Annotated in this window: 21 protein-coding genes and 2 tRNA genes; 10 read left to right on the forward strand and 13 right to left on the reverse strand. The window is 68.3% G+C overall.

Going from position 1 to position 26,991, the window contains the following annotated elements; translation table 11 throughout:
• Window positions 1-15 precede the first annotated feature (15 nt).
• Together AC1DSZ_RS19530 and AC1DSZ_RS19535 are read right to left on the reverse strand one after the other, a co-directional pair.
• Window positions 16-447 carry a response regulator gene (locus AC1DSZ_RS19530; RefSeq protein WP_476840016.1) on the reverse strand — a complete coding sequence of 144 codons (432 nt, stop codon included), beginning with the start codon at window positions 445-447 and terminating at the stop codon, window positions 16-18.
• The gene (locus AC1DSZ_RS19535) at window positions 447-2,306 is read right to left on the reverse strand and encodes a PAS domain-containing protein (RefSeq protein WP_476840017.1); all 1,860 of its coding nucleotides are present in this window, start codon (window positions 2,304-2,306) and stop codon (window positions 447-449) included. Before AC1DSZ_RS19535 ends, AC1DSZ_RS19530 begins: the two co-directional genes overlap by 1 nt.
• 164 nt (window positions 2,307-2,470) lie before the next feature.
• Between AC1DSZ_RS19535 and AC1DSZ_RS19540 the strand changes: the two genes are divergently transcribed.
• A complete protein-coding gene (locus AC1DSZ_RS19540; RefSeq protein WP_476840018.1) occupies window positions 2,471-2,773 on the forward strand; it encodes a hypothetical protein in 303 nt (100 codons plus the stop codon).
• Window positions 2,774-2,780: 7 nt separating this feature from the next.
• On the opposite strand, the gene AC1DSZ_RS19545 is transcribed toward AC1DSZ_RS19540, so the two are convergent.
• The 8 genes from AC1DSZ_RS19545 to AC1DSZ_RS19580 all read right to left on the reverse strand — a co-directional run bounded on the left by AC1DSZ_RS19545 (window position 2,781) and on the right by AC1DSZ_RS19580 (window position 14,860).
• The gene (locus AC1DSZ_RS19545) at window positions 2,781-4,433 is read right to left on the reverse strand and encodes an ABC transporter ATP-binding protein (protein ID WP_476840019.1); all 1,653 of its coding nucleotides are present in this window, start codon (window positions 4,431-4,433) and stop codon (window positions 2,781-2,783) included.
• A 1-nt stretch (window position 4,434) separates the two neighbouring features.
• Entirely contained in the window at window positions 4,435-5,586 is a 1,152-nt protein-coding gene (locus AC1DSZ_RS19550; RefSeq protein ID WP_476840020.1) for an ABC transporter permease subunit, read from the reverse strand.
• On the reverse strand, window positions 5,579-6,553 hold the full coding sequence (oppB, locus tag AC1DSZ_RS19555; RefSeq protein ID WP_476840021.1) for an oligopeptide ABC transporter permease OppB: 975 nt from the start codon (window positions 6,551-6,553) through the stop codon (window positions 5,579-5,581). Before oppB ends, AC1DSZ_RS19550 begins: the two co-directional genes overlap by 8 nt.
• Window positions 6,554-6,719: 166 nt before the next feature.
• Complete coding sequence (locus AC1DSZ_RS19560; protein WP_476840022.1) at window positions 6,720-8,309, reverse strand: peptide ABC transporter substrate-binding protein; 1,590 nt, start codon at window positions 8,307-8,309, stop codon at window positions 6,720-6,722.
• Window positions 8,310-8,884: 575 nt separating this feature from the next.
• On the reverse strand, window positions 8,885-11,698 hold the full coding sequence (locus AC1DSZ_RS19565) for a valine--tRNA ligase (protein WP_476840023.1): 2,814 nt from the start codon (window positions 11,696-11,698) through the stop codon (window positions 8,885-8,887).
• A gap of 199 nt (window positions 11,699-11,897) precedes the next feature.
• A complete protein-coding gene (locus AC1DSZ_RS19570; RefSeq protein ID WP_476840024.1) occupies window positions 11,898-12,434 on the reverse strand; it encodes a PopZ family protein in 537 nt (178 codons plus the stop codon).
• 168 nt (window positions 12,435-12,602) lie between these two features.
• Window positions 12,603-13,919 carry a TolC family outer membrane protein gene (locus tag AC1DSZ_RS19575; RefSeq protein ID WP_476840025.1) on the reverse strand — a complete coding sequence of 439 codons (1,317 nt, stop codon included), beginning with the start codon at window positions 13,917-13,919 and terminating at the stop codon, window positions 12,603-12,605.
• A 278-nt stretch (window positions 13,920-14,197) separates the two neighbouring features.
• Window positions 14,198-14,860, reverse strand: coding sequence for a protein-L-isoaspartate O-methyltransferase family protein (locus tag AC1DSZ_RS19580; protein ID WP_476840026.1), 663 nt, complete (start codon window positions 14,858-14,860; stop codon window positions 14,198-14,200).
• A 249-nt stretch (window positions 14,861-15,109) separates the two neighbouring features.
• Between AC1DSZ_RS19580 and AC1DSZ_RS19585 the strand changes: the two genes are divergently transcribed.
• The 7 genes from AC1DSZ_RS19585 (at window position 15,110) to AC1DSZ_RS19615 (ending at window position 21,911) form a co-directional block, all read left to right on the forward strand.
• A tRNA-Cys gene (locus tag AC1DSZ_RS19585) sits at window positions 15,110-15,183 on the forward strand.
• A 191-nt stretch (window positions 15,184-15,374) separates the two neighbouring features.
• Window positions 15,375-15,450 (forward strand) — tRNA-Asn (locus AC1DSZ_RS19590).
• Between the two features lie 124 nt (window positions 15,451-15,574).
• On the forward strand, window positions 15,575-17,038 hold the full coding sequence (locus AC1DSZ_RS19595) for a cryptochrome/photolyase family protein (protein WP_476840027.1): 1,464 nt from the start codon (window positions 15,575-15,577) through the stop codon (window positions 17,036-17,038).
• 64 nt (window positions 17,039-17,102) lie between these two features.
• Entirely contained in the window at window positions 17,103-18,404 is a 1,302-nt protein-coding gene (locus AC1DSZ_RS19600) for an NAD(P)/FAD-dependent oxidoreductase (protein ID WP_476840028.1), read from the forward strand.
• The gene (locus tag AC1DSZ_RS19605; RefSeq protein ID WP_476840029.1) at window positions 18,401-19,303 is read left to right on the forward strand and encodes a DUF1365 domain-containing protein; all 903 of its coding nucleotides are present in this window, start codon (window positions 18,401-18,403) and stop codon (window positions 19,301-19,303) included. The genes AC1DSZ_RS19600 and AC1DSZ_RS19605 overlap by 4 nt, the downstream gene beginning before the upstream one ends.
• Before the next feature lie 29 nt (window positions 19,304-19,332).
• Window positions 19,333-20,583, forward strand: a complete 1,251-nt coding sequence (locus AC1DSZ_RS19610) for a class I SAM-dependent methyltransferase (protein WP_476840030.1) — start codon at window positions 19,333-19,335, stop codon at window positions 20,581-20,583.
• Window positions 20,580-21,911 carry an MFS transporter gene (locus AC1DSZ_RS19615; RefSeq protein WP_476840031.1) on the forward strand — a complete coding sequence of 444 codons (1,332 nt, stop codon included), beginning with the start codon at window positions 20,580-20,582 and terminating at the stop codon, window positions 21,909-21,911. The genes AC1DSZ_RS19610 and AC1DSZ_RS19615 overlap by 4 nt, the downstream gene beginning before the upstream one ends.
• A 3-nt stretch (window positions 21,912-21,914) precedes the next feature.
• Here the strand turns inward: AC1DSZ_RS19615 and AC1DSZ_RS19620 are convergent, their stop codons facing one another.
• Both AC1DSZ_RS19620 and AC1DSZ_RS19625 read right to left on the reverse strand, forming a co-directional pair.
• Complete coding sequence (locus AC1DSZ_RS19620; RefSeq protein ID WP_476840032.1) at window positions 21,915-22,709, reverse strand: SDR family NAD(P)-dependent oxidoreductase; 795 nt, start codon at window positions 22,707-22,709, stop codon at window positions 21,915-21,917.
• A 60-nt stretch (window positions 22,710-22,769) separates the two neighbouring features.
• Window positions 22,770-23,429, reverse strand: a complete 660-nt coding sequence (locus AC1DSZ_RS19625; RefSeq protein WP_476840033.1) for a ChrR family anti-sigma-E factor — start codon at window positions 23,427-23,429, stop codon at window positions 22,770-22,772.
• A 198-nt stretch (window positions 23,430-23,627) separates the two neighbouring features.
• Between AC1DSZ_RS19625 and AC1DSZ_RS19630 the strand changes: the two genes are divergently transcribed.
• Both AC1DSZ_RS19630 and sseA read left to right on the forward strand, forming a co-directional pair.
• Window positions 23,628-24,341 (forward strand): alanyl-tRNA editing protein, encoded by a 714-nt coding sequence (locus tag AC1DSZ_RS19630; protein WP_476840034.1) that lies wholly within the window; start codon window positions 23,628-23,630, stop codon window positions 24,339-24,341.
• A 30-nt stretch (window positions 24,342-24,371) separates the two neighbouring features.
• A complete protein-coding gene (sseA, locus tag AC1DSZ_RS19635) occupies window positions 24,372-25,220 on the forward strand; it encodes a 3-mercaptopyruvate sulfurtransferase (protein ID WP_476840035.1) in 849 nt (282 codons plus the stop codon).
• Window positions 25,221-26,485: 1,265 nt separating this feature from the next.
• Here sseA and AC1DSZ_RS19640 read toward each other — a convergent pair.
• Window positions 26,486-26,983: a hypothetical protein gene (locus AC1DSZ_RS19640; protein ID WP_476840036.1), complete on the reverse strand. Its 498-nt coding sequence runs from the start codon at window positions 26,981-26,983 to the stop codon at window positions 26,486-26,488.
• Window positions 26,984-26,991 lie beyond the last annotated feature (8 nt).

Here is a 26,991-nt window from a genome sequence, read left to right on the forward strand (position 1 = left end):
CGCCAGGCCCGCTGTTCAAACCGCTTCCGGAACCTGCATCACCGACAAGAACAACCCAAGTTGCCGGATCGCCTGCGCGAAAGTCTCATATTCCACTGGTTTGGTAATGTAGACATTGCAGCCGAGGTCGTAGCAGCGCTGGATCTCCCGCTGGTCGTCCGTCGTGGTCAGCACCACAACGGGCGCGCGCCGCAGCGTCTCGTCGCCCTTCAGGAGCCCGAGGATGTGCGTGCCGCTCATATCCGGGAGATTGAGGTCGAGCAGCACGAGAAACGGACCCGCGTCGCGTACCTGCGGATCGAACAAATGCTCGACGGCCGCCGTGCCGCTGACGAAATGCCGGATCTCGTTGCAGACGCCCGCGCGCCGGATGTTCTTCTCGATCAGGCGCGCATGGCCCTCATCGTCCTCGACCATGATGATCGTGACTGGCTTGTGGCTCGGCATCAGGCGGCGTCCGTCGTCAATTCGAGAACCATGGGCAACTCCACTGTAAACGTCGTGCCGACCCCAAGCTCCGAGGCGACCGTGATCGTGCCCCCGAGGCGGCGCACCAGCGCGCGCACATGCGCGAGGCCGATGCCTTCCCCGGGCCGGTCCTGCGCGCCGGACCGGCGAAACAGGTCGAAGATCCGGTCGAAGTCGCGCGCGTCGATGCCGCGCCCATTGTCTCCGACCGCGAAGCGCGCGGTGCGCCCGTCCTGCGCGCCCGCGATCGCGATGCGCCCCGGCCGGGCCGGGTCGAGATACTTTACCGCGTTCTCCGCCAGGTTTGCGAAGATCTGCTCCACCGCCAGCCTGTCGCTCACGATGTCGGGCATGTCGCCGATCGTGAAGCTCACCTCTTCGGACTGGTGAGCCAGCGTTCCGAGCACGTCCTGGATCACCGAGCGCATGGGCAGCGGCTCGGGCGCCAGCACGCGTCTACCTTCTCTGGACAACCGCAAGATGGCCTTGATGAGGCGATCCATCTTGTCAGTTGAACTTCTGATGAAGCCGATGGCCTCGGGAAGGTCCTGGTCGACGCCCTCCCGCACGGCGTCGGGAACGCGTTGCTCGTCCAGCGCGCCAATGAAACGACTCAGCTCGGCGCGCAGGCTCTCGAGCTCGCTCGTGAAGCCCATGATGTTGACCAGCGGCGCCCGCAGGTCGTGGCTGACGATATAGGCGAAGCGCTGGATCTCCTCGTTCGCGGCGCGGATATCGGACATCCGGGCCGCCACGATGCTTTCCAGGTTCTGGTTGATCTTCTGCAGCTCGTCGCGGGCCGCCTGCAGCTCGACGGTGCGGTCGAGCACGCGCTGTTCCAGCGTCTCGTTCAGTCGCCGCACGCGCGCCTCGCTGTCGCGCACCGCTTCCTCGGCCCGCTTTTGATCGGTGATGTCGTTGCCCTGGACGAAGATGCCCGTCACCGCGCCCGTATCGTCAAAGATCGGCTGATAAACGAAATCGAGGTAGCGCAACTCCAGCGGAGCGCCGGGCTCCTGCTGGAGATAGGCCTTGATGCCGCGCCCGACGAAAGGCTCGCCCTTGCCGTAGACGTCGTCGAGGATCTCGAAGAAGCCCTGCCCGACGATCTCGGGCAACGCGTCGCGCAGCGCCTTTCCGACGACCTCGCGATGGCCGATCACCTTTGAATAAGCCGCGTTGGCGATCTCGAACACGTGGTCAGGCCCGCGCAGCACGGCCATGAAGCCGGGCGCCTGCTCGAACAGGCTGCGCAGATGATTGCGCTCGGCCTCGAGCGAGACGTTGGCGGCCTGCACGGCCTGGGCGCGTTGCAGCACCTCGCCTTCCACCTTGTCGTCGCGCGGGGCCGAGGACCACGGAAAACGTCGGCTCGCCTGCCGCAACTGCTGAAGCTCCGTCACGTCGACGGTGTGCTGGAGGATAAAGGCGAGCTCGCCGGCGTCGTTGAACAGCGGCGTGTGCGTCGCACTCCAGAAGCGCTCGGCGAAAACGCCGTCCGGCCCCGGAATATCGTATTTGATGACCGCGATATGGTCGACCGCGCGGGTCCGCAGCACCCGCTCCAGCGAGTCGCGCAGCATGCGCGTGCTCGACCCATCGGCGTCGGCAGGCCCGGCCGGAAACGCCTCGAACATGTTGCGCCCGAGGATCTCCTCGCGGCTGCGCATGGTGACGCGCAGATAGGCGGCGTTCATTCCGGCGATGCGGAAGGAGGGATCGAGGATCACATAAGGGTTCGGGACCGAATCGAAGAGCGCGCCGTAGTCGACGCCGGCGAGCACGGGCCCGCCATGCTCTGATGCGGACATCTCCTGTCCGCCGGTCGTCACCGTCATCGCCCCCGGTTCCCCCTCGGCTTCGCCCCTATGCGCCGCCGAACGGCGAATAACGTGGCCTTGGCGCAAGAGTTCCACGACGAATGCTTGCGGTCGCAGTGATACGGACTGTGCGGCGCCGCGAATCGCGCTTTCATGAGTTTGTCATCGGAGACAGGGCGCTCATGGACGAACTCGCCGCGCTTCGCCGCCGCCGGGGCCAATCGGCCAGCGGAACGCATCCGCGCCACATCATGGACGCCGTCTACACGGCCGGCTCGATCGCGATCTCGCCCGACGAGACGCTGGCCAGGATCGTGGTGCGCCAGCTGCACCGCATGGGCCTGCTCGTCGCGCAGGAGATCCAGCCCGACGGAGCGCTCCGCCCGCTGCCGAGCGGCGGCGTGAACAGCGGCCGCCCCTGGCGCGTCTCCCGCCCGGCCATCGACGGCGAGGCCGGCCGGCCCGACGCCTTCGGGATGGCCTGACCCTGCCTCAGGCCTCCGGGCCTGCCTCCTTGGACAGGAACGCGGCGGCGATCAGCGCCCGCGTGTAGGGCTCGTGCGCGTCCCGGAAGATCCCGTCGACGGTGCCGCGCTCCACCACCTTGCCGCTCTTCATCACGATGATCTCGTCCGCGATGGCGCGCACCACCGCGAGATCGTGGCTGATGAACAAATAGGAGAGCCCGTGTCGACGCTGCAGATCCCGCAGCAGCTCGACGATCTCCTTCTGCACCGATCGGTCCAGCGCCGATGTCGGCTCGTCCAGGACCACCACGGCGGGCTTCAGGATCATGGTCCGCGCAATCGCGATGCGCTGGCGCTGGCCGCCCGAGAACTCGTGCGGGAAGCGGTTGCGGCTCGCCGGATCGAGGCTCACCTCCTCCAGCGCCTGGGCGGCTCGCTTGTTGCGCTCCGCCCGGGTGATGGCGGGCTCGTGCACGAGCAGGCCCTCGGTGATGATCTCCCCCACCGTCATGCGCGGCGACAGCGAGCCGAACGGGTCCTGGAACACCAACTGCATGCGCCGGCGCACCGGCCGCATGGCGGCGCGATCGAGGCTGGTGAGGTCGCGATCCTCGAAGCGCACCGTGCCGGAGGATGGAACGAGGCGCAGCACGGCCCGGCCCAGCGTCGACTTGCCCGAACCGGATTCCCCGACGATGCCGATGGTGCCGCCGCGCCGCAGCATGAGGTCGACGCCATCCACCGCGACCAGTTCGCGGTCGCCGCCGCCGAACCAGCCCTTGCGCAGGTTGAACGAGACGCGCACGTCGCGCGCCTCCACCACCGGGGGCGCGTCCAGTGGCGGCGGTTCCTTCCGGCCCGTTGGCTCGGCGGCCAGCAGCATGCGCGTGTAGGCCTCGCGCGGCGCGGCGAACACCTCCTCGGTGCGGCCGGTCTCGACGATCTGGCCGGACTTCATCACCACCACCCGGTCGGCGATGCGCCGCACGATGCCGAGATCATGCGTGATGAACACGATCGCCATGCCGAAGCGGCGTTTGAGGTCCGCCAGCAGGTCCAGCACCTGCGCCTGGATGGTGACGTCCAGCGCCGTGGTCGGCTCGTCGGCGATCAGCACCTCCGGCCGGTTGGCGAGCGCCATCGCGATCATCACGCGCTGGCGCTGCCCGCCCGAGAGCTCATGCGGGTAGGAGTCCAGCCGCTCGGCCGGGCGCGGGATGCCCACCAGCGTGAGAAGCTCTAGCGCCCGGGCGCGCGCCTCCTTGCGGCCCATGCCCGCATGGGCGCGCAGCGGCTCGGCGAGCTGGTCGCCGATCCGGTAAAGCGGGTCCAGCGACGTCATCGGCTCCTGGAAGATCATGCCCAGCCGCCGGCCGCGGAACCGGTTCAGCTGGCGCGGCGACAGGCCGAGGATCTCCTCGCCGCCCACCGTCACGGAGCCAGTCGCCGCGCCGTTTGCGGCCAGCAGGCCCATCACGGCCATCATGGTCTGGCTCTTGCCCGAGCCGGACTCGCCCACGATCGCCAGCGTCTCGCCGGCCGCGACGTCGAAGCTGACGCCCTTCACGGCGCGCAGCTCGCCGTCGCCGGTCCTGAACCGCACGTCGAGATCGCGGATGGCCAGCACGGGCGCGCCGGCGGGCTGCGGCGCCGGGGCGTTGAGGTCAGCGGCGGCCATCTCAGCGGTCCTTGGGGTCGAGGGCGTCGCGCAGCCCGTCGCCGATGAAGTTGAGGCAAAACAGCGTGCCGGTGAGGAATACCGACGGCCAGACCAGCATCCAGGCCGATCCCTGGATCGACTTCGCGCCTTCCGAGATCAGCACGCCCCAGCTCGTCATCGGCTCCTGCACGCCGAGGCCGAGGAAACTCAGGAAGCTTTCCAGCAGGATCACCTTGGGCACCAGCAGCGTCATGTAGACCACCACGGGCCCGAGCGTGTTGGGGATCACATGGCGGGTGAGGATGCCTCGCGTGCTCACCCCCATGGCCTCCGCCGCCTGCACGTATTCCTGCCGCTTGATGGAGAGCGTCTGCCCGCGGACGATCCGGGCCATGTCGAGCCATTCCACCGCGCCGACCGCGATGAACATCAGCACGAAGTTCCGGCCAAAAAACACCACGAGCAGGATCACGAAGAAGATGAAGGGCAGCGAGTAGAGCACGTCCACGACGCGCATCATCACGAGGTCGACGCGCCCGCCGAGATAGCCCGCCGTGGAGCCCCACAGCACGCCGATCAGGATCGCCACCGTGGTGGCGAGCACGCCGATCGCCAGCGACACGCGCCCGGCGATCAGCGTGCGGGTGAGCAGGTCGCGGCCGTTGGAATCCGTGCCGAACCAGAAGTGATGCCGAATAACCGGGACTTCAACCAAGAGCCGCCGGCCTTCGTCCTCCTTGCCGGTCGCTACGGCCCGCCCGAACAGGTTGGAGCGCTCGAAATACACCAGCAGCCGCTCGTCGATCGCCCGCGTGGTGGTGGAGGTGAGCGTCAGCCGCAACGTCGGCCCGGTGTCGGTCAGTCCCTCCGCCTTGGCGCGGATGCGCGACGCAATGCGGTCCACGGCCGGCGGCAGCTGCTCGGCGGTCGGGTAGGACGCGAAGGAGGCGGGCACGCGCACATAGTCCTGGTAGACCTGGTCATAGCCATGCCCGGTGAGATACGGCCCGACCAGGCACGCAACCGCGATGCAGCACAGCACCACGATGCTGGCCACGGCGGCGCGGTTGCGCGCCAGCCGGCCCCGGGCGTCGGCCCACAACGAGCGGCCCTTGGGCGACGCGACGCTCGCCGCCTCCAGCAAGGTGTCGGGCGTGCTGACCTCACTCATAGCGCACCCGCGGGTCGATCAGCGCGTAGACGATGTCCACCAGCAGGTTGAACGCCATCACGAACACCGCGATCATGATCACCGTGCCCATCACCAGCGTGTAGTCGCGGTTCAGAGCCCCGTCCACGAAGTAGCGGCCGACGCCCGGGATGCCGAAGATCGTCTCCACCACCACCGAGCCGGTCAGCAGCGCCGCGGCGGCTGGCCCAAGATAGGACACCACCGGCAGCGCCGCCCCGCGCAGCGCGTGCTTGACGATCACCGAAAGCGGCAGGCCGTTGGCGCGCAGCGTCCGGATCGGGTTGGAGCGCAGCACCTCGATCATGGCGGCGCGCATCATGCGGGCGATCACGGCGATCTGCGGCAGGGCCAGCGTCAGGATCGGCAGCACGGTGTTGCGCAGCGCGCCGTCGTTCCAGCCGCCCACCGGCAGCCAGGCCAGCGTGAGCCCGAATACGATCTGCAGCACCGGCGCGATCACGAAAGTCGGCACCGTGATGCCGAAGGTCGCGAGCCCGATCACCGCGTAGTCCGCCGCCTGGTTCTGCCGGAACGCCGCCACGACGCCCAGCGTCCCGCCCACCAGCAGCGCCAGCAGCAGCGCCGAAAAACCGAGCCGCATCGAGATCGGCAGCCCGTTGGCGAAGAGCTCCCGGATGGTGAAGTCGCGGAAAAAGAACGACGGCCCGAAATCGCCGCGCAGCAGCGCCGAAAGATAGAGCCAGTACTGCTCGTAGAGCGGCTTATCGAGCTGGTAGATCTTGCGCAGGTTCTCCATCACCTTCGCCTCGAGCGGCCGCTCCAGGTCGAACGGCCCGCCCGGCGCGAGCCGGATCAGGAAGAACGAGATCGTCACGATGATGAACAGCGTCGGGATGGCCGACAGCAGTCGCTTGACGACGTAGAACCCCACGCCGACCTCCTTGTTGTAGCGTCCCAGCGCCGGCGCCGTCGCCTGTGCGCACATCTTCTCCCCCCGGGAGAAGGTGGCCGCGCAGCGGACGGATGAGGGTCTGGCGCCAAACGAGTTGCTGGCGGCCGACCCTCTTCGTCGACCGCTAGTCCCTCATCCGGCCCTTCGGGCCACCTTCTCCCGGAGGGAGAAGGCTCGCCCTGCAGACTCCTGCCCCGCCTTACGGCTTGATCGAGATGAACCGCGACAGGTGCCGGTCGAGCACGTTGGGCTCATAGCCGACGACCTTCTCGGAGATCAGGTTCTTGGAGCTGTAGTAGAGCAGCGGGATATAGGGCTGGTCGCGCATGAAGATCGCCTCGGCGTCCTTCAGGATCTTGCCGCGCGCGCCGAGGTCCTTCTCCGACGCCGCCTTCTTCATCAGCGCGTCATAATCCGCGTTGGAATAGGTCGCGTAGTTCAGGCCCTTGTTGTCGCTCTCGGCCAGAAACAGGAAGTTCTGCGGGTCGGAATAGTCGGCGATCCAGCCCGCGCGAGCCACGTCGAAGTCACCCTTGTCGCGCAGCAGCGCGTAGTGGGTCTTCAGGTCCGTGTTGACCAGCTTCACGTCGATGTTGAACGGCTTCCACATGTTGGCCAGCGCGACCGACGTGTTCTTGTGGTTCTCGGAGGTGTTGTAGCGGATCTCGACCGTCATGGTCTTGCCGCCCGGGCCAAAGCCCGCCGCCTTCAAGAGCTCCTTCGCCTTGTCCTCGCGCTCGATGGGGGACATGTCCTTCCACGACGCGTAGGCGGGCTCGGCGTAGTTGCCGATGCCGGGCGGCACGAAGGAATAGGCCGGGATCATCGTCCCGCCCCAGATGTCCTCGGCCAGGAACTCGCGGTCGATCACCATCGACAACGCCTCGCGCACCCGCGCGTCGTTGAACGGCGCCTTGCGGGTGTTGAACACGAAGTAGTAGGTGCCGAGATAGGGCGCGAGCTTGAACTTCGTCTTCAGATTGTYGCGGATGAATTTGATCTGATCGGTCGGCACGTCGTTGTAGCTGTCGAGCTCGCCGGCTTGGAAGCGCCGCAGCGCCGCCGAGCGGTCCTCGATGCCGAACACGTTCACGGTGTCGATCTTGGTCGCGGCCGCCTCGCGGTAGTTCGGGTTCTTCGCCAGCACGATCTTGTCGTTGGGCGAGAAGCTCTTCAGCGTATAGGCGCCGTTCGACACCCAGTTCTCGGGCTTCACGAAGTCCTTGCCGAACTTCTGCACGGAGGCCGGATGCACCGGGAACCCGGTCTGGTGCGCGAGCTGGGCGATGAAATAAGGCGCCGGCGTCTCCAGCGCGATCTCGAGCGTCTTGTCGTCGATCGCCTTGACGCCGAGCTCCTCGACCTTGGCCTGGCCCTTGTTGACCTTCTCGCCGTTCTTGATCGTGTAGAGGATGTTGGCGTATTTCGCGCCCGTCTCGGGGTTCATCAGCCGGCGGAACGAGAACACGAAGTCGCCGGCCGTCACCGGGTCGCCATTGGACCACTTGGCGTTGGCGCGCAGCTTGAAGAGGTAAGCCGTGCCGTCGTCGTTCACGGTCCAGGATTCGGCCACGCCCGGCACGACGTTGGCCTTGGCGTCATAGGTCACCAGACCCTCATAGAGGTCGAGCAGCAGGTCGCTTTCCACCACCGTGGAGGTCTTTTGCGGATCGAGCGTCTCGGGTTCGCCCTGGCTGCCGCGGTTGTACACGGACTGGGCGGATGCGGCCGACAGGCCAAGGCCGAGTGCGACCGTCAACGCGACGGTGCGGATCGGGAAATGATACATTGGGCGTCCTCGCCGAAATGTGTTGCTGGCGTGGACGGTGCGACAGAACGCAAGGCGTTGCAACCGTTGTGGCAGGCGCTCCCAAGGCAAGTGAGGCGGGCGCCCCCGCCGCTTGCTACAAGGAATCCGAACCGTCGTCAGTTGACGCGGACCGGCGGCGGTATCCTGACGCCAGCGCTCTATGTTCCAGGGAGAGGGGGCGCATTGCGGCCCATCGATAGAAACACGAGCGCGACGGTGTCGCCCGAGTCGGCGCCGAGCGTCCCCTCTCCCCACCAGGGGAGAGGGACAGGGTGAGGGCCCGTTCGGCGCTTAACACCGAGCCAAGCCGCCCCACCCTCACCCCAGCCCTCTCCCTGTTCCAGGGAGAGGGGGCGCGCTGCGGCCCATCGATAGAAACACGAGCGCTACGTTGTCGCCCGAGCCGCCGCCGCGCGTCCCCTCTCCCCACCAGGGGAGAGGGACAGGGTGAGGGCCGCCGGGCGCAGAACCCGAGCCAAGCCGCCCCACCCTCACCCCAGCCCTCTCCCTGTGCCAGGGAGAGGGGGCGCGTTGCGGCGGCTCGAAGTACGAGGTCAGTCTTTCTTCAGGCGCTCCAGAGCCTCGGCCATCTTGGCGATGCGGGCTTCGGCGTCTTCGCGGCGGTCGCGCTGTTCGTCGACAACCTCTTCGGGCGCGCGGGCCAGGAAGTCGGCGTTGCCGAGCTTGGCGTCGATCTTGGCGACCTCGCCCTTCAGCTTGGTGATCTCCTTGGAGAGCCGCAGCGTCTCGGCCGCGATGTCGACGATGCCGGCCAGCGGCAGCGCCGCGACCTCGCCATGCACAACGAGCTGCACCGACTCACCCGGCGCGACATCCGCGAAGGAGATGTCCGAAAGCCTCGCGAGGCGCTTCAGCATCTCGGCCCAACGCTCGGCGCGGACTCGCGTTTCGGCGCCGGCGCCGACCAGCACGAGCGGAATCTGCGCCGCGCCCGGCACGTTCACTTCCTGCCGGGCGGAGCGGATCTCGTCGATCAGCGCGACCACCCAGCCGATTTCGGCCTGCGCGTCGGGCGCCTCGATCCCGGCGTCGGCCGGCCAGGGCGCCAGCGCGAGTATGCTGTCGCGGGCCGGCCCTTCCTGCCCCTTGATCTCCCACAGCTCCTCGGTGAGGAACGGCATGAAGGGGTGCAGCAGCCGCGCGATGGCGTCGAGCACATAGGCCACGCTGGCCCGCGTCTCGGCCTTCTCGGCCGCGTTCTCGCCCATGAACACCGGCTTGGCGAGTTCGAGATACCAGTCGCAGAACACGTTCCAGACGAAGCGGTAGGCCGCGTTGGCGGCGTCGTTGAAGCGGTAGGCCTCGATCGCAGCCGTGACCTCGCCGACGGCGCGGTTCAGCTCGGCCAGCGCCCAGCGGTTCAGCGGCAGAGTCGTGGCGGCCGGGTCGAAGCCGGCCACGCGGGCGCACTCGTTCATCTCGGCGAAGCGCGCCGCGTTCCAGAGCTTGGTCGCGAAGTTGCGATAGCCCTCGACGCGCTGGCGGGAGAGCTTGATGTCGCGCCCCTGCGCCGCCATGGCGGCCAGCGTGAAACGCAGCGCATCCGCGCCGTAGCTGTCCACGAGTTCCAGCGGGTCGATGACGTTGCCCTTGGACTTCGACATCTTCGCCCCCTTCTCGTCGCGGACGAGGGCGTGGATGTAGACGGTGTGGAACGGGATCTCCTCCATGAAGTGGAGGCCCATCATCATCATGCGGGCGACCCAGAAGAAGATGATGTCGAAGCCCGTGACCAGCACGTCGGTCGGATAGTGCCGCGCAAGCTCGGGCGTCTGGTCCGGCCAGCCCAAAGTCGAGAAGGGCCACAAGGCGGACGAGAACCAGGTGTCGAGCACGTCCTCGTCACGCTTCAGCGTGACACTATCGCCAAACTGCACCCGCGCGGCCGCCAGAGCCGCTTCTTCGCTCTCCTCGACAAAGATCGACCCCTCCGGCCCGTACCAGGCCGGGATCTGGTGCCCCCACCAGAGCTGGCGCGAGACGCACCAGGGCTCGATGTTCTCCAGCCACTGGAAGTAGGTCTTCTCCCAGTTCTCGGGCACGAACTTGGCGCGCCCGTCGCGCACGGCCGCGAGCGCCGGCTGCGCCATGGTCTTGGCGTCCACGTACCACTGGTCCGTCAGCCAGGGCTCGATCACCACGTTGGAGCGGTCGCCATGCGGCACCGTGTGGCCGGTCGGCTCGATCTTCGACAGCAGGCCCTTGCCGGCCATCATCGCGACGATGCGCTTGCGCGCCTCGAAGCGGTCGACGCCATGCAGCGCCAGCACGTCCGCCTCCGGCGTGGCTCCGGCCAGGAAGGCCGCGTTGCCGGCGAGCAGCATGGCCGCCTCGGCGTCCAGCACGTTGATGATCGGCAGCGCGTGGCGCTTGCCGACCTCGAAGTCGTTGAAATCATGCGCCGGGGTGATCTTCACCGCGCCGGTGCCCTTCTCCGGGTCGGCGTAGTCGTCGGCCACGATCGGGATCACGCGCCCGACCAGCGGCAGCACGACGTTGCGGCCGATGAGGTGCTTCAGCGTATCGTTCTCGGGATGCACCGCGATGGCGGTGTCGCCCAGCATGGTCTCGGGCCGCGTCGTCGCGATGCGGATGAACGTGCCGGCGTCGGCCGGGTCATGAGCCGCGCCCTCGAGGGGGTAGTCGAAGTAGAACAGATGCCCGCTGGCGTCGCGGTCCAGCAGCTTGCCGAGCGCGGCCAGATCGAGCGGCGCGGGCTCCTCGGCGTCGGCCGCCGGCCGCTCCCACTTGAAGCTGCCCTTCTTCTCGACCTGGATGACCTCGAGGTCCGAGATCGCGGTCTGGAACTTCGGATCCCAGTTCACGAGCCGCTTGTCGCGGTAGATCAGCCCCTGCTTGTGCAGGGCCACGAACACCTTCAGCACCGCGCGGGACAGGCCCTCGTCCATGGTGAAGCGCTCGCGCGACCAGTCGCATGACGCACCGAGGCGCTTCAACTGGTTGACGATGACGCCGCCCGACTCGGCCTTCCAATCCCAGATGCGCTTCACGAAGGCCTCGCGCCCCATCTCGCGACGGCCCGGCTGCTGCTTCTCGGCGAGCTGGCGCTCCACCACCATCTGGGTGGCGATGCCCGCATGGTCGGTGCCGGGCTGCCACAGCACGTCCTTGCCGCGCATGCGCTCGAACCGGCACAGGATGTCCTGCAACGTGTTGTTGAGCGCGTGCCCCATATGCAGCGAGCCGGTGACGTTCGGCGGCGGGATCACGATGGTGAAGGGCTGCGCCCCTGCCCGCTCGGGCCGGCCGGCCTTGAAGGCCCCTTCCCGCTCCCAAAGCTCGGCGATGCGCTTCTCGACGGAAGCGGGTTCGAACGTCTTGTCCATCGTGAATCCTTCGGCCGGGCTCCTCGCCCGCGCTGGGCGCTAGAAAACCGAGCGCACCGCCTTAGTCAACGGCGCAGTGCCCCGATCAGGCCCGCCGCGCCGGACCGCGAGCGTTCAGGCTCGCCCTGCTTGCAGGCGTCGCAGGAATGCGAGCCTAAGGCTCGCGTCGGAAAAAAGCTGCGCGCCGTCGCCCCGCCGCTCAGCGGCCGCCGCGCGCCACGCGCTCGATCTCGGCCTTTACGAGCCGCTCCACCATCACGGGGAGATTGTCGTCGAGCCAGGCCTTGAGCATCGGCCGCATCATGTCCTTCACCAGGTCCTCCAGCGTGCGCGCCTGGCTGGTGAGGATGGCGGAGGACAGCATGTTGAAGGTCGACGCCACGCTGGCGTTGGCCATCGGCGACAGCAGCGCGTCGTCTGACACGGGCGGAGGCGGGGGCGGCGGAGGCGGAGCAGGCTCGGGCGCGACCGCCTGCGGCGGCTCGGGCGGCGGAGGCGCCGGCTCGGGCTTCTTGGGAAGCACGAGCAGCGGCTCCTCGGGCTCTTCCTTGAAGGCGATGTCGTCGTCGTCGGCTTCATCCCAGGCCGAAGGCGATACGGTCGCGAGATCGAGAACGTCGTCTTCTTCCTCGACGGGCTGCGGCTCGGGCGCGGCCACCGCGGCGGGTTCGGGAGCAGGCTGATCCTTCTGATCATCCGCGATGATGCGACGGATGGAGGCGAGGATCTCCTCCATCGAAGGTTCGTTAGCCTTCAGGCTCGCACTCATCGCGCCCGCCGCTCCACTACAGCCACAAGCGGCGCCGAATCAGATGATTGCCTGCGCCGAATCTCTCCAGAGGAGTATCGCCCGGGCTTGCCGCCATGCAAGCAGCGTGGCGGCGCTATCCAGAGGCTTCGGCGCTCAGCGGCCGTCCGGATTGCGCAGGCCGATCCACTTGTCGCGCACCTGCTCGTAATGAACGGTGGGCTTGTACTCCTGCGTGGCCAGCCGCAGGCGGGTGGACGACAGCCGTCCCAGCGCGCTCTGCAGGTTGTAGGACGCCACCACGCGGTCGCGCTGCGCCGTGATGAGGTTCACGCGGGCGCTCAGGAGCTCCTGCTGGGCGTTCAACACGTCCAGCGTGGTGCGCTGGCCGACCTTGGCCTCCTCGCGCACGCCGTTCAGCGCCACTTCGGCGGCCTGGATCTGAGCCTGCGAGGAGATGATGCGCTCCTTCGTAGCCTCGAGATTGGCCCAGGACGACACCACCGCCTGCCGAACGGCGTCACGCGCCTGGTCGGCCTCGATGCGCCGCTGGCCGAGCGTTTCCTTGGCCTGCCGGACGCGGGAATAAACCTCGCCGCCTTCATAGAGCGGCACCGACAGCGTGCCGGCCACCGAGGCGGTGTTCAGCTCATTGTTGGGCGACTGATAGTCCCAGCGATGCGAAACCGTGCCCTGCAAAGTGAGGCTGGGGGCAAGCTCGCCCTCCGTCACCTTCACGAGCAGCGCGGCGGCATCCACGCCATGCAGAGCGGCCAGCACGGCCGGATGGCCGCCGAGGCCCAGCGCCACGGCCTCGTCGAGCGAGCGCGGCAGGTTGGCTTCCATCGGCTTGGCGGGCGCGAGCTGGCGCGCGTCGACGCCGATCACCTGGCGAAAGCGCGACAGCGACGCCTTCAGGGCGCCGGCGGCGGTGGACGAGTCGGAGCGGGAGGCCGCGAGGCGCGCCTCGGCCTGCGCCACGTCCGTGCGGGTCACTTCGCCGACGTTGAAGCGGTCGCGGGTCTGCCGAAGCTGCTCCTCGAGCACGTCAATGTTGTTGTTGCGCAGGTTCAGGATCGCGGTGTCGCGCAGCACGTCCATATAGGCCGTGGCGGCGTCCAGCAGCACGCTCTGCTCGGTGGAGCGCAGCTGCTCGCGGGCAGCCAGAACGCCGGCGTCGGCGCGGCGCACATTGTTGCCGGTGCGGCCGCCGTTGAACACGGTCTGGTTCACCTGCACGCCGATGCCGCGCGGAAATGATTTCGAGTTGCTGGTGACGCCCTGGGAGAGAACGTCCTGAACCGTGTAGCCGGCGTCCGCCGAGGCCGCGATCTTCGGGCGGTAGCCCGACAGCGCCTGGTTCACGTTTTCATCGACCGCGCGCACGCTGGCGCGCTGGGCGTTGAGCTGAGGGTTCGCCGCATAGGCCCGAGCCAGGGCGCTCTCGATCGTCTCGGAACTCGCGCTCCCCATCGGGAGAAGCCAAGCGGCAACAGCGCCAGTCAGCAAGACTTTGCGCAGGTTCTGCTTTGCACCGTTGGACAATTCGCCACCCGCCTCAATGAGACCCGTCTCGACCGCAACATGCGGCCTCCGGATCCGTACGCAGCCTTAGCCACACCGAACGCTGCCTAGGCGACTCAAGGAGCCGTCGCAGGCACGAAGGAAGCTAACCCGCCAGTTCCGATACGAGAAGTTGCATCGGCTGATTTAGCCACGGTGCCGCAAAAAGGTTACAGTCCGGTTGGCGCTCAGAAAACGAACGCCGGAGCCGTCCTGAACTCCTCTAGAACCGGCGCGGCGGCGTCGAACACGGCCCGGCCGCCGACGGCTGCGCCGGACTTGCGATACACCATGGCCTTGGCCGAACGGCCCGTCCCGAACACGCCGACGAGGCGCCCGCCTTCGCCGAGCTGCGCGAACAGTGCGCTCGGCTCCACCTCGAACGCGCCGTTCACCACGATCACGTCATAGGGAGCATGCTGGGCGTAGCCCTCGCGCAGCGCGCCGGTGACGACCTCGACCGTATCGACGCCAAGGCCGCCGAGCAGCTCGGAGGCTTTCGCCGAGAGACCGGCGTCCGATTCGAGCGCCACGACCCGCCCCGCCAACCGCGCCAGCACGGCGCTGGAATAGCCGACGCCGCAGCCGACATCGAGCGCCACGTCCGTCGGCTTGATGTTGGCGGCCTGCAGCAGCCGGGCGAAGACCATCGGGGTCAACATCGCGCGTGATCCGCCGCCGGCGCTCACGGTGAGCGACTGGTCCACATAAGCAAAGCCGCGCTGGTCCGCCGACAGGAAGACCTCACGGGGCGTCTCCTCCATGGCGGCCAGAACCGGCGCGGAGGTGATGTCGTAGGTCCGCAGCTGGCAGTCGACCATCATGCGACGCTGCAAGGCGAAATCGGCCATGGGGTCCATCTCCGGCGAAAAATGGCGCGGGCGCGCATGCGCCTGGATCGTGCGGCGTTTTCGTCCAGCGCGCGGCAAAACGCAAGCGCCGCCGCACCTGCGCCGGCCACGATGCCCCTGCCCTTTACGTCCACGCCGCCGAAAGCTGCGGACGGCCGCGACGGGCCGACACGAAAGCCGTTGCCGACGCAGCCGGAGTTCGCTATCAGGGCGCTGCTCACGCCGACGGCTTGCCCGCGGCGACACGACGGCCTCGTGGCGGAGTGGTTACGCAGAGGACTGCAAATCCTTGCACCCCGGTTCGATTCCGGGCGAGGCCTCCAAACTTTTTTCCCCAAAGCTGAGAAGGTTGCGCCGAAACGCTCGCGTTTCGCACGAACCCGTGCGCGCCCCCTCCTGGGCACGCGGGCCTCATACCCGGCCAAGGTTCAATTTCGCAGTTTTCTCGCCCGATCCGCGTCCGAGGGGGTTGCATGCCCGGGAGGGGTGATGTAATCCCCGCCCTGCCAACCGGTCCCCGATAGCTCAGTTGGTAGAGCATTCGACTGTTAATCGAATTGTCGCAGGTTCGAGCCCTGCTCGGGGAGCCACTTCCTTCTTTGCTCAGTATCGTTCGCCGCCCGGCTCCCGCGCCGGGCGTTTTCGTGTGATCTGTACGGGGTCGCGCCGCGTAGCCTCGCAGCGCCCGTTGGCGCAGAGGAGCGTTGAAGACGCATGGCTGCCCCGGTTCTGGTCTGGTTTCGAGAAGATTTGAGGCTGGGGGACAATCCCGCCCTCGCCGCCGCCATCGCGACCGGCGCGCCCGTGATCCCGTTCTTTATCCTGGACGAGCAGAGCGACGGCATGCGGCCCCTGGGCGGCGCCTCGCGCTGGTGGCTGCACCATTCGCTCGTCTCCCTGCGGGAGAATCTCCGCCAGCGCGGCGCGGACCTCCTGGTGCTGCGCGGCGCGGCGCGGTTGGTGGTGGAGCGACTCGTGGGGGAGCTGTCTCCGCAAGCCGCGGTCTGGAATCGACGCTACGAGGCGCCCGGGATCGCGATCGATTCGGATGTCAAAGCGGACCTGAAAGCCGCGGGCGTTCACGCCGAGAGCCACAACGGCGCGCTGCTCTATGAGCCGTGGACGGTGAAATCCGGCGCCGGAAACCCCATGAAGGTGTTCACGCCGTTCTGGAAAGCCGCGCAGGCGACAGGCGCGCCATCCGCGCCGCTTCGCGCTCCCGACGAGATCAAGGGCGCCGCCGTGGACGCGTCCGCGCTCGGCGGGCTCGACATCGGCGACCTCGGTCTCCTGCCGACTCATCCCGATTGGGCGGGCGGCCTGCGCGAGACCTGGACGCCCGGCGAGGCCGGCGCGCAGGCCCGGCTGCAATTCTTCGTCGCAGACGAACTCGATGGCTATGGCGACGGCCGCAATCGTCCGGACCAGGCCCACACCTCGCGGTTGTCGCCCTATCTGCGCTTCGGCGAAATAAGCCCGCGGCAAATCTGGGCGACGGCGACGAAGGCGGTCGAATCAGGCCGCTCGAAAGCGCCCGCGTCCGATCTCACGAAACTGAAGGCTGAACTGGGCTGGCGCGAATTCGCCTACCACCTGCTGTTCCACAACCCTGATCTCGCGCGCACCAACTTCCAGGCGAAATTCGACGACTTCCCGTGGCGGAGCCACGCTGGCGAGCTGGAAGCCTGGCGGCGTGGGCGCACGGGCTACCCCGTGGTGGACGCCGGCATGCGCCAGCTTTGGCAAACCGGCTGGATGCACAACCGGGTCCGCATGATCACGGCCTCGTTCCTGATCAAGCATCTGCTGATCGACTGGCGAGAGGGCGAAGCGTGGTTCTGGGACACGCTGGTGGACGCCGACCCGGCCAATAACGCGGCCAGCTGGCAATGGGTTGCGGGCTCCGGGGCCGATGCGGCCCCTTACTTCCGCATCTTTAATCCGATCCTCCAGGGCGAGCGATTCGATCCGGACGGCGCCTATGTTCGCCGGTTCGTCCCCGAGCTCGCGAAAATGCCTTCGAGCCACATTCATGCGCCCTGGACGGCTCCGCCCGCCATGTTGGCGGCGGCGGGAGTGCGCCTCGGCGAGACCTACCCGACCCCCATCGTCCCTCACGATGAAGCGCGGGCGCGCGCCCTGGCGGCATTGGCGTCGATCTCCGACGCCCGTGCGTAAAACCAAACCCGCGACGGGCCCGTATAGACCAGCATAAGATCAACCACGCCTGCCTCGAGGGTCCATGCGCATCGCCATCATCGGAACCGGTATCTCCGGCAATGCAGCGGCCTACGCATTGGCGACCAGCACGGGGCACCGCGTCACCGTTTATGAACGGGACATTCGGCTTGGCGGGCATTCGGCGACGGTGGATATCGACTATGACGGCGCCCGGATCGCCGTCGATACGGGCTTCATCGTCTACAACGAAGCCAACTACGAGAACCTGACCGCCCTCTTCGCCGAGCTCGGCGTGAAGACCGAGGCGTCGGACATGAGCTTTGCGGTTTCGGCGCGGGGCGGTCGATTCGAATGGTGCGGCCGCACCACAGACACCGCAAACGGCCTTTTCGCGCAGCGCCGCAACCTGTTGTCGGCCGGCTACCTGCGCATGCTCATCGAGGTGCTGCGCTTCAACCGGGTCGCAATCGAGGATCGCGAGGCGGGTCGCCTGAATTCTCTCAGCCTCGATCACTACGTCACCCTGCGCGGGTTCTCGAAGCGGTTTCGGGACGACTACCTCGTTCCGATGGGCGCGGCGATCTGGTCGATGTCGCCCCGCGCCATGCTGGCCTTCCCGGCCGAAAGTTTCATCGCGTTTTTCCAGAATCACCACCTGCTGCAATGGGAGCGGCCGGTTTGGCGCACCGTGAGCGGCGGAAGCCGATCCTATGTCGAGAAGATCACCGCGCCTTTCCGCGACCGGATCCGGCTCGGCTCGGCCGTGACGTCGGTGGTCCGGACCGGGGCTGGCGTCGAGGTTACGGACGCGTCCGGCGACGCTGAGCTCTACGACCACGTGATCTTCGCCGCCCATTCCGACCAGACGCTCGCGATGCTGAAGGACGCCTCGCCGGACGAGGCGGCCGTGCTCGGGGCCGTGGGTTATCGCGAAAACGCCGTCTACCTGCATCGGGACACAACGCTGATGCCGCGTCGCCGCCGGGCATGGTCGGCGTGGAACGTCATGCAGAACGACGATCCCGACGCTGATCTGTGCGTCACCTACTGGATGAACCTGCTGCAGAACATCGACCCCGCAAAGCCGCTGTTCGTCACCCTGAACCCGCCCAAGCCGCCCAGGGACGACCGCACTTTCGCGCGTTTCGCCTACGCGCATCCGCAATATGACACCGGCGCGCTGGCGGCCCAGAAGCGGCTCCCGGAGATCCAGGGCCGAAACCACGCCTGGTTCTGCGGCGCCTGGACGGCGCACGGCTTCCACGAGGACGGGCTGAAGTCGGGCCTCGCCGTCGCGGAGGCGCTCGGCGCCAGCGTCTCCTGGCGTCGCACGCCGGCCGAAATCCTGCAGGCGGCCGAATGAGCATCCACTTCCCACCGCCGAAGGACGCAGCGTCGCTGTATCGGGGTGGCGTGATGCATGCGCGCATGAAGCCGGTGGAACACCGGTTCTCCTACGAGGTGTTCTCGCTGCTGATCGATCTCGATCGGCTCTCGGAAGCGTCGCGCGCCAGCATCTTCTTTTCGGTCGGCCGCTGGAACCTGCTGTCCTTCTGGCAGGAGGACCACGGCCCGCGGGACGGGTCGTCGCTGCGGGCTTATGTGGACCGCATCCTCGCCGAAGCCGGGCTCGGTCTGCCCGGCGGCAAGGTGCTCCTGCTCTGCTATCCCCGCATCGCCGGCATGGGGTTCAATCCCCTCTCCGTCTACTTCGCCTATGCGGCGGACGGCGAACTGGCCGCCGCGATCTACGAAGTCCGCAACACCTTCGGCGAGCACCACACCTATGTGTGCCCGGTCGCCCCGGGCGAGCTCGGCCCGGAGGGCCTGCGGCAGGAGCGCCGCAAGCTGTTCTACGTGTCGCCGTTCAACGATCTCGACATGCGCTACCGCTTCCGCGTGCGCCCGCCGGGCGACACGATTGCGGTGCGAATCCTCGAAACCGACGACCAGGGCCCGCTGCTGGCCGCCACCTTCCAGGGCAAGCGGCGTCACTTGACGACCTCTTCGCTTCTGGCAGCATTGGCGCGGATTCCGGTTCTCACCTTCACGGTTCTCGGCGGCATTCACTGGGAGGCGCTCCGCCTCTGGCTGAAAGGCATGCGGCTGGTGAAACGACCGCCCGCGCCTCCGCCGCTGAGCTACGGCGACCGCATGGTCGGGTTCGACACGATCGCGCGATCGCCGGAGACCGGCGCACAAGGATTTGGCGCCCAGGAGACTGGCGCACAAGGGTTCGCGCCCTCGACGGCGCGGCCATGACACGACAAAGAGCAGGACGCCCCCGCACCATGCCTGAGACGAATCCTGATCATCACGGTCCCCTCCGTCTGACGGCCGACAACGTCGCCGAGGTCGCACGCGACCTGCCGATGGCGGCCCGGCAGGCGCTCGCCTTTGCGACCAAGCTGGAAGTCGGCTCGCTCGAGATCCACCTGCCGGACGGCCGCGTGCTGCTGGCGCCCGGCTCCCTGCCCGGGCCTGACGCCGTCATGCACATCCGCGACCTGAGCTTCGCGCGGCGGCTTCTGGAGGGCGGCGACATCGGCATCGCCGAGGCGTTTCTGAGCGGCGAATGGGAAACCCCGGACCTGACGCGGTTTCTCGAGCTCTTCTGCGCCAACCACCACCTCATCGCCAACATGCTGGAGGACCGGCCGCTCGTTCGTTTCTGGCAACGCATGCGGCACTGGATGAATCGCAACACCAAGGCGGGCTCCAAGCGCAACATCCACGCGCATTACGACCTCGGGAATCGCTTCTACGAGTCCTGGCTCGACGGCTCGATGACCTATTCGTCCGCGCTCTACACCCAGGCGGGCGACGATCTCGCCACCGCCCAGCGGCGCAAATATGCCGCGCTCGCCGAGACGACGCGGATTGATCCCTCGCACCACGTGCTCGAGATCGGCTGCGGCTGGGGCGGCTTCGCCGAATTCGCCGCCAAGGACATCGGTTGCCGCGTCACCGGCCTGACGATCTCGCGCGAGCAGTTCCACTACGCGCAAAAGCGCATCTTCGAGCAGGGCCTGAACGAGCGCGTCGAGATCAAGCTCCAGGACTACCGTGACGAACGCGGCATGTATGACCGCATCGCGTCGATCGAGATGTTCGAGGCGGTGGGCAAGGAATACTGGCCGGTGTATTTCCGGCAGCTCTCCGAGCGGCTGAAGACCGGCGGCGTCGCGGGCTTGCAGGTAATCACCATCCAGGACCGCCTCTTCGAAACCTACACGCGCGAGGTCGACTTCATCCGCCGCTACATCTTCCCGGGCGGCATGCTGCCCTCGCCCGGGATCCTGAAGAACCTCGGCGACAAGGCCGGCCTGGCGCTCAAGGACGAGCGGATCTTCGGCCTCGACTACGCCGCGACCCTGGCCGAATGGCGCGAGCGCTTCCGCGCCGCCTGGCCGAGCCTCATGCCGCTCGGCTTCGACGAGCGCTTCCGCCGCATGTGGGAATACTACCTCGCCTACTGCGAGGCAGGCTTCCGCTCCGGCAACATCGACGTCCGGCAGCTCGTCTACGCCAAAACCGCGTGAGGGCGGATCGCGAGCCGGGCCCCGGCCGGCTGCTGGCATACGGGCTCCCTGCCCTGCCGCTGGCGATCCTCACCTTGCCCTTCTACGTGCTGACGCCGGCCTTCTACGCCGGCGACCTGGCGTTGCCGATCGCGGCGGTCGGGCAGGTCCTGATGCTCGTCCGCATCATGGACGCCGCCAGCGATCCCCTCGTGGGGGTGCTGGCCGACCGCTTCCGTCCGGGTTTCGGCCGGCGCCGCCTCTGGATTCTCTGCGCCGCGCCGCTTCTGGCGGCCGCCGCCTGGAGGATCTTCACGCCCCCGGCCGGGGCCGGGCTGCTCTATCTCGGCGTCTGGGGCGTGCTGCTCTCGGTCGCCTGGACGGCGATGCAGATCCCGTATCTGGCCTGGGGCGCCGAACTCTCCCGGTCCTACGCGGGCCGCAACCGCGTGACGGCCTATCGCGAGGCGTTCACGGTCGTCGGGACCTTGCTGGCGCTGGTCCTGCCCGCGCTTCTGCCGAGCTTCGGCCTGAACGGCGACCGCGCCGTGCTGGGAGCCTTCTCGGTGATCGTCGCGGTCGCGCTGCCGATGGCGGTGCTACTCACCGTCGCGACGGTGCCGGAGCCGGAGGACCGCTCGCAGCGTCGGGGCTCCTGGCGGGACGCCGCCGCCGCTCTGCTGGCCAATCGCCCGTTCCTGAGGCTGCTGGCGGCGTTTCTGATCAACGGCCTCGCCAACGGCCTGCCGGCGACGCTGTTCCTGTTCTTCGTCCGCCACCGGCTGGAGGCGCCGGATGCGGCCGGGCCCTTGCTGGTGTTGTACTTCGTCGCCGGCGCGGCCGGCGTGCCCGCCTGGCTGTGGCTGGCGCGGCGCACGTCCAAGCACCGCGCCTGGGCGCTCGGCATGGGGCTCGCCTGCCTCGCCTTCGCGTTCGCGCCGATGCTGTCGGCGGGAAACGTTTGGGCCTTCGCGGCGATCACGCTCGTCACCGGCCTGGCGCTGGGCGCCGACGTGATCCTGCCGGCCAGCATGCAGGCCGATGTCATCGACGTCGACACGGCCCGCACCGGCGAGGAGCGGACCGGGCTTTACCTCGCGTTCTGGGCGCTCGCAACCAAGCTCGCGCTGGCGGGCGCGGTCGGGATCGCGTTTCCGCTGCTCGGCGCGGCGGGGTTCGAGCCCGGCGCCGGCCGGTTCGAGCCCGCCGGGCTCACCATGCTGGCGTTTCTGTATGCCGGGCTGCCGGTGCTGCTGAAGCTCGGCGCCATCGCGCTGGTCTGGCGCTTTCCGCTCGACGCGGCCGGCCACGCCGAACTCCGCGACGCGATCGAGGCCCGGCTCCGCTGAGCCTCAGCCCCGGCCGGTGTCGCTGGCCGTCGCCTTGCCGACCAGCGGGAAATAAAGCCAGTAGGGCAGCAGGTTCACGGCCTTCAGGATCCAGGCCAGCTTGCGCGGGAACGTGATCTCGAAGCCGCCCCGGGCGAACCCGTCGCAGATGCGCACCGCGGCCTTCTCGGCCGGGATGATGAACGGCATCGGGAAATCGTTCTTGGCCGTCAGCGGCGTGCCGACGAAGCCCGGGTTCACGACCTGCAGGGTGACGCCGGCCTTGTCGAGCGTGAATTTCAGCGCTTCCGCCATGTTGATCAGCGCCGCCTTGGTGGCCCCATAGGCGGTGGACGATGGCAGGCCGCCATAGCCGGCCACGGAGGCGTTCACGGCGATCTGTCCCTTGAGGCGCGCTGTCATGAGCGGGATCAGGGCCGCGAGGCCATTCACCGTGCCGCCGACATTGATGTCGAAGGTGCGCATCACGAGGTCGGGATCGAACTCCGGCCCCTTCATGGGAAAGAACGTTCCGGCGTTCAGGAAGGCGAGCACGATCGGCCCGGCCTGCGCCTCGATGGCCTCCACGGCTCCGACCATCTCGTCCCGGCGGGTTACATCCGCCGGATAGGCAAGGATGCGGCCGGGGCCGGTCGCCTCGGCGGCGAGCTTCTCGAGCTCGTCCTTGCGACGCGCCGTGGCCGCGACCGTATAGCCCCGCTTCGCCAGTTCGAGGCAGGTGGCCCGGCCGATGCCGGAACTCGCCCCGGTCACCCACGCGACCCCGTCCGCCGGCGTCGCCCGATACAGGCTCGACATGCTCTTCTCCGGTCTGGCGTCACGAGGGGCGAGCGGCGCATGGGCGCGCCGCCCCGGGGCTCAATGCCCGGTGATGCGGCGCACGAAACGGGCGAGCGGTCCCGTCAGCCGCAGCGGCGCGTCCGTCACCGCAAAGCAGATGCAATCCGGCCCGTCGTCCGCCTTGGGATGATGGTCGAGGTCGGCGTCCGCGATCGCGACGTCGCCGCGCGCGTAATGACCCGTGACGTCCGAAAACGCCCCGCTCAGCACCAGCGTGACCTCGCTGCCCTCATGTGTGTGCGACGGGATCGTCTTGCCGGCCTTGATCCGATACAGCGTCGCCTCGGACCCATCCTCGGTCGGCAGGCGAAATTCCCGGATTCCCGGCAGCTTCAGCCGCCACGGTATCTCGTCGAGCGTCCGGCCGGTGAGCGCGCAGAGCGGCGGCGGCAGCACCGCGCAATGCGGCGGCTGCCGCACGGCGTCCGGCTTCTCGGCGGCGGCGAAGATCGCCGCGAGCTTGCGGTCGCGATCCGGCAGCGGCTGCACTGGCGTCTCCTCGAGCGCCTCGCCGCCGATCTGCTCGATGGCGCGCACAAAAGCCCGGCTCTCCGGCCTCAGGTAGAGATGGGCCGCGACGAGCTTGTGCAGGCTGGCCGGAAGACTGCCGGCCGCATAGCCGACGAGCAACTCGTCCAGTCGTGATGTCGTGGGGGGCGTTTCAGCAAAAGAACTCAAGGCAGGTCCCGTCGCGCTCCAGATCGAGCTTCTATAGCCCTTACGCCATAGGGATGCGATTGGATCACGAAATCGCGACTTCGGGCAAACCCGTACCGGCCCGGTCCCGGGCGTGGGCGCTTCCCGCCTCCCGAGAACTGGTCTAGCTTCGCGCCCCCGGGCTGCGCCAGCCCGATTAAGAGCCGCACGGGAACGCCGATGCCTACCGAGATGCTGTTTCGCTCCGACGCCTACCTGCAATCCTGCGACGCGACCGTGGTGGCGGTGAATGACCGCGGGGGCGTGATTCTCGACCGCACCGTCTTCTATCCCACGGGCGGCGGCCAGCCGGGCGACAAGGGCGCGCTCGTCACCGCGTCCGGCGCCGAGATCCCGATCGAGACCGCCGTCTATGGCGAGGACAAGGGCACGATTGTGCACGTGCCGGCGGCCGGCTCCGCGGCGCCCGCGCCCGGCGACAAGGTCACGGCCCGGCTCGACTGGAGCGTCCGGATGCCGCGCATGCGCATCCACACCGCGCTGCACCTCCTCACCACCGTGCTGCCCTACCCGGTCACCGGCGGCTCGATCGGCGACGGCGAAGGCCGGCTCGATTTCGATATCCCGGATGGCGGGCTCGACAAGGACGACATCGCCGCGAAGCTCGCCGAGAAGATCGCCCAGAACGCCGAGATCCGCGAGCGCTGGATCACCGACGAGGAGCTCGAGGCCAATCCCGGCCTGGTGAAGACCATGTCGGTGAAGCCCCCGATGGGAACGGGCCGGGTCCGCCTGGTCGAGATCGTCGGCCTCGATCTCCAGCCCTGCGGCGGCACGCATGTCCGCAACACGGCGGAGATCGGCGGCGTCGCGGTCACAAACATCGAAAAAAAGGGCAAGCAGAACCGGCGCGTCCGGATCGCCCTCGTCTGATCCTCCCGCCCCTGCCAGGAGCTGTCGCCGATGTCGGCCAACACCAATCTCGTCTCCACCGCGTGGCTGGAAGATCACCTCTCGGCGCCGGACCTCGTGGTCGTGGACGCCTCCTGGTACCTGCCGACGCAAAAGCGCGACGGCAAGGCCGAATACGCGGCCGGCCACATCCCGGGCGCGGTGCATTTCGACATCGACGCGGTGTCGGACCACAACGACCCGCTGCCGCACATGCTGCCCCGGCCGGAGGAATTCGCCCGCCACATGGCGGCGCTCGGCATCGGCGACGGCATGCGGGTGGTGGTCTATGACGGGCTCGGGATGTTCGCCGCCCCGCGCGTCTGGTGGATGCTGCACAGCTTCGGCGTGCGCGACGCGGCCGTGCTGGACGGCGGAGCGCCCAAGTGGAAGGCCGAGGGCCGGCCCTGGACGGACGAGCCCACGCGCCGGCGCCCGGCCGTGTTCACGCCGCGCTTCGACCATGGCGCGGTGGCCAGCCGCGAGGACATCGCCCGCATGCTGGCGTCCGGCAGCCACCAGGTGGTGGACGCCCGCGCGGCCGACCGCTTCCGCGGCGAAGCGCCCGAGCCCCGGCCGGGCCTGAAGGCCGGCCACATGCCCGGCGCCCGCAACGTGCCGTGGACCGACATCGTCCGCAACGGCGAACTGAAAAGCCCCGAGGAGATCCGCGCCGCCTTCGAGCAGGCCGGCGTCGACCTGAAGCAGCCCATCGTCACCACCTGCGGCTCCGGCGTCTCGGCAGCGATCCTCACGCTGGCGCTCAACACCGCCGGCGTGAACACCAGAGCGCTCTATGACGGCTCCTGGGCCGAATGGGGCGGCCGCGACGACTGCCCGGTCGCGACCGGGCCGGCCTGAAAATTGGGCGTGCATGGGGGCTCCGGTGATGTGCGTCGTCGCCGAGCGCCTCCGCGATTTCAGTGACTCTCCCCGTCATCCCCGGCGGCGCGCAGCGCCGGGAATGGGATCCAGGGGACTGGGTCCCAAGCCCGGCCTTGGCTCCTGGATCCCCTTCCCCTCCGCGGCTGCGCCGCTCCGGCCGGGGATGACGGCAAAGGGATTGAGCGTCCTGGCGCCCTTCTCTCCCGGCTGAGCCCCCTTCTCCCCCGCTCGGCGGCACCTTCTCCCCCCTGGGCAAGCGTCCGCGATCTCCGCCCGCCCGGAGGTGGTGCAATCTGGTGGAGGGGCGCCGCGAGGCGCCGGCCCATCTAGGGTTTTACGCGTAGGGTTCGGACGGGCCGACGCCTCGCGACCGGCGATTTTGAACCTTTCCGACCCGCGCTCCTTCCTCGTGGCCGCTCCTTGTGGGCAGCAACCGCGAGGGTGTTAAGGTGGCCGCGTCCACGGCCCCACCGTAGTGTGGGGCGGGCGGGCTGACTGCCTGACCTGAGGCTTTGACGAGGCTTTCACCTCATCGAGCCCTCGGCCCGGCCGCTCCGGAAAGGCCTCCCGGGAGGGTGGGTCCGGTATCCCCACCCGCGCAGGCGCCGCGCCCCGACCCCGCAACGGACCGCTCCGGAAGCGCCCCCTCCCTGGGTCGAGAGTAGGCGCAGGGTGCGGGAAACAGGGCGGAATGTCAAGGATTATTTTCATATTAAATCCGCCTCGCCGTCATTGCGAGCGCAGCGAAGCAATCCAGATGGTTGGGGTTGGCCCCGGCGCCGGGCGGAGCGCCCAGCATCAGCTGGATTGCTTCGCTGGCGCTCGCAATGACGGAGGGATGCAGGGGTCCCCGGCGCCCTCACCCCTGCCCCTCTCCCGCAAGCGGGAGAGGGACGCGCACCACGATTGAGCCCCTCGCCGTCATTGCGAGCGGAGCGAAGCAATCCAGGCGGTTGGGATTGGCCTCGGCGCCGGGCATAGCGCCCGGCGTCAGCTGGATTGCTTCGCTGGCGCTCGCAATGACGGAGGGATGGAGGGGTACCCGCCGCCCTCACCCCTGCCCCTCTCCCGCAGGCGGGAGAGGGAACGCGCACGACGATGCAGCCCCTCGCCGTCATTGCGAGCGAAGCGAAGCAATCCAGGTGGTTGGAACCGGCCTCGGCGCCGGGCGTCACGCCCAGCGTCAGCTGGATTGCTCCGTTGGCGCTCGCAATGACGGAGAGGCGCAGGCGCCCTCCCCGTCACCCGCCGGCCACACGCCTCCGGGCGGCATGGCGGGCGAGGAGCAGCGTGAGGGCGCCGGCGAGAAGCAGGATGGGGCCGATGAGGCGGTCGGTTCCGACCGCGCGCAGCGGCGGGGCGGCGTCCAGCCAGGGGAGCGTTGCGCAGGGGCAGTGGCCGCCGAAGGTGACCACCACCGTGAGAAGCGCGGCCCACCCGCAGGTGAGGAGGCCGGCCGCGCCGACCGGAAGCCCGGCGCCGCGCGCCAGGCCGTGCGGGTCCAGCGCCAGCGTGACCCAGCCCACGAGGAAGAACGGCAGCGATACGAGCGCGCCCACATAGAGCGGGCCGGTGGCGCATTGCCGGCAGTCGACCCACAGGATGGCGGCGAGCGACACCACCGCGCCGGCCAGCACCGGCCCGACAGCCGCCCGGCCGCTGCGCCAGCCGATCAGCGCCAGCACGGCCGCGAGCGTGAGGAGCCCGAGGCCGAGCAGGGCCGCGACGGCGCGCAGCATGGCCGCGT

Source organism: Alsobacter sp. P4_H11, assembly GCF_056400925.1.

Bases quoted from the DNA above. Each gene is read 5' to 3' on its own strand.
- AC1DSZ_RS19550 (WP_476840020.1), bottom strand. From the start codon at position 5,586: ATGAGTGAGGTCAGCACGCCCGACACCTTGCTGGAGGCGGCGAGCGTC.
- AC1DSZ_RS19565 (WP_476840023.1), bottom strand. From the start codon at position 11,698: ATGGACAAGACGTTCGAACCCGCTTCCGTCGAGAAGCGCATCGCCGAG.
- AC1DSZ_RS19530 (WP_476840016.1), bottom strand. From the start codon at position 447: ATGCCGAGCCACAAGCCAGTCACGATCATCATGGTCGAGGACGATGAG.
- oppB (WP_476840021.1), bottom strand. From the start codon at position 6,553: ATGTGCGCACAGGCGACGGCGCCGGCGCTGGGACGCTACAACAAGGAG.
- AC1DSZ_RS19545 (WP_476840019.1), bottom strand. From the start codon at position 4,433: ATGGCCGCCGCTGACCTCAACGCCCCGGCGCCGCAGCCCGCCGGCGCG.
- AC1DSZ_RS19540 (WP_476840018.1), top strand. From the start codon at position 2,471: ATGGACGAACTCGCCGCGCTTCGCCGCCGCCGGGGCCAATCGGCCAGC.
- AC1DSZ_RS19595 (WP_476840027.1), top strand. From the start codon at position 15,575: ATGGCTGCCCCGGTTCTGGTCTGGTTTCGAGAAGATTTGAGGCTGGGG.
- sseA (WP_476840035.1), top strand. From the start codon at position 24,372: ATGTCGGCCAACACCAATCTCGTCTCCACCGCGTGGCTGGAAGATCAC.
- AC1DSZ_RS19610 (WP_476840030.1), top strand. From the start codon at position 19,333: ATGCCTGAGACGAATCCTGATCATCACGGTCCCCTCCGTCTGACGGCC.
- AC1DSZ_RS19580 (WP_476840026.1), bottom strand. From the start codon at position 14,860: ATGGCCGATTTCGCCTTGCAGCGTCGCATGATGGTCGACTGCCAGCTG.
- AC1DSZ_RS19570 (WP_476840024.1), bottom strand. From the start codon at position 12,434: ATGGAGGAGATCCTCGCCTCCATCCGTCGCATCATCGCGGATGATCAG.
- AC1DSZ_RS19605 (WP_476840029.1), top strand. From the start codon at position 18,401: ATGAGCATCCACTTCCCACCGCCGAAGGACGCAGCGTCGCTGTATCGG.
- AC1DSZ_RS19640 (WP_476840036.1), bottom strand. From the start codon at position 26,983: ATGCTGCGCGCCGTCGCGGCCCTGCTCGGCCTCGGGCTCCTCACGCTC.
- AC1DSZ_RS19575 (WP_476840025.1), bottom strand. From the start codon at position 13,919: ATGGGGAGCGCGAGTTCCGAGACGATCGAGAGCGCCCTGGCTCGGGCC.
- AC1DSZ_RS19600 (WP_476840028.1), top strand. From the start codon at position 17,103: ATGCGCATCGCCATCATCGGAACCGGTATCTCCGGCAATGCAGCGGCC.
- AC1DSZ_RS19630 (WP_476840034.1), top strand. From the start codon at position 23,628: ATGCCTACCGAGATGCTGTTTCGCTCCGACGCCTACCTGCAATCCTGC.
- AC1DSZ_RS19535 (WP_476840017.1), bottom strand. From the start codon at position 2,306: ATGACGGTGACGACCGGCGGACAGGAGATGTCCGCATCAGAGCATGGC.
- AC1DSZ_RS19620 (WP_476840032.1), bottom strand. From the start codon at position 22,709: ATGTCGAGCCTGTATCGGGCGACGCCGGCGGACGGGGTCGCGTGGGTG.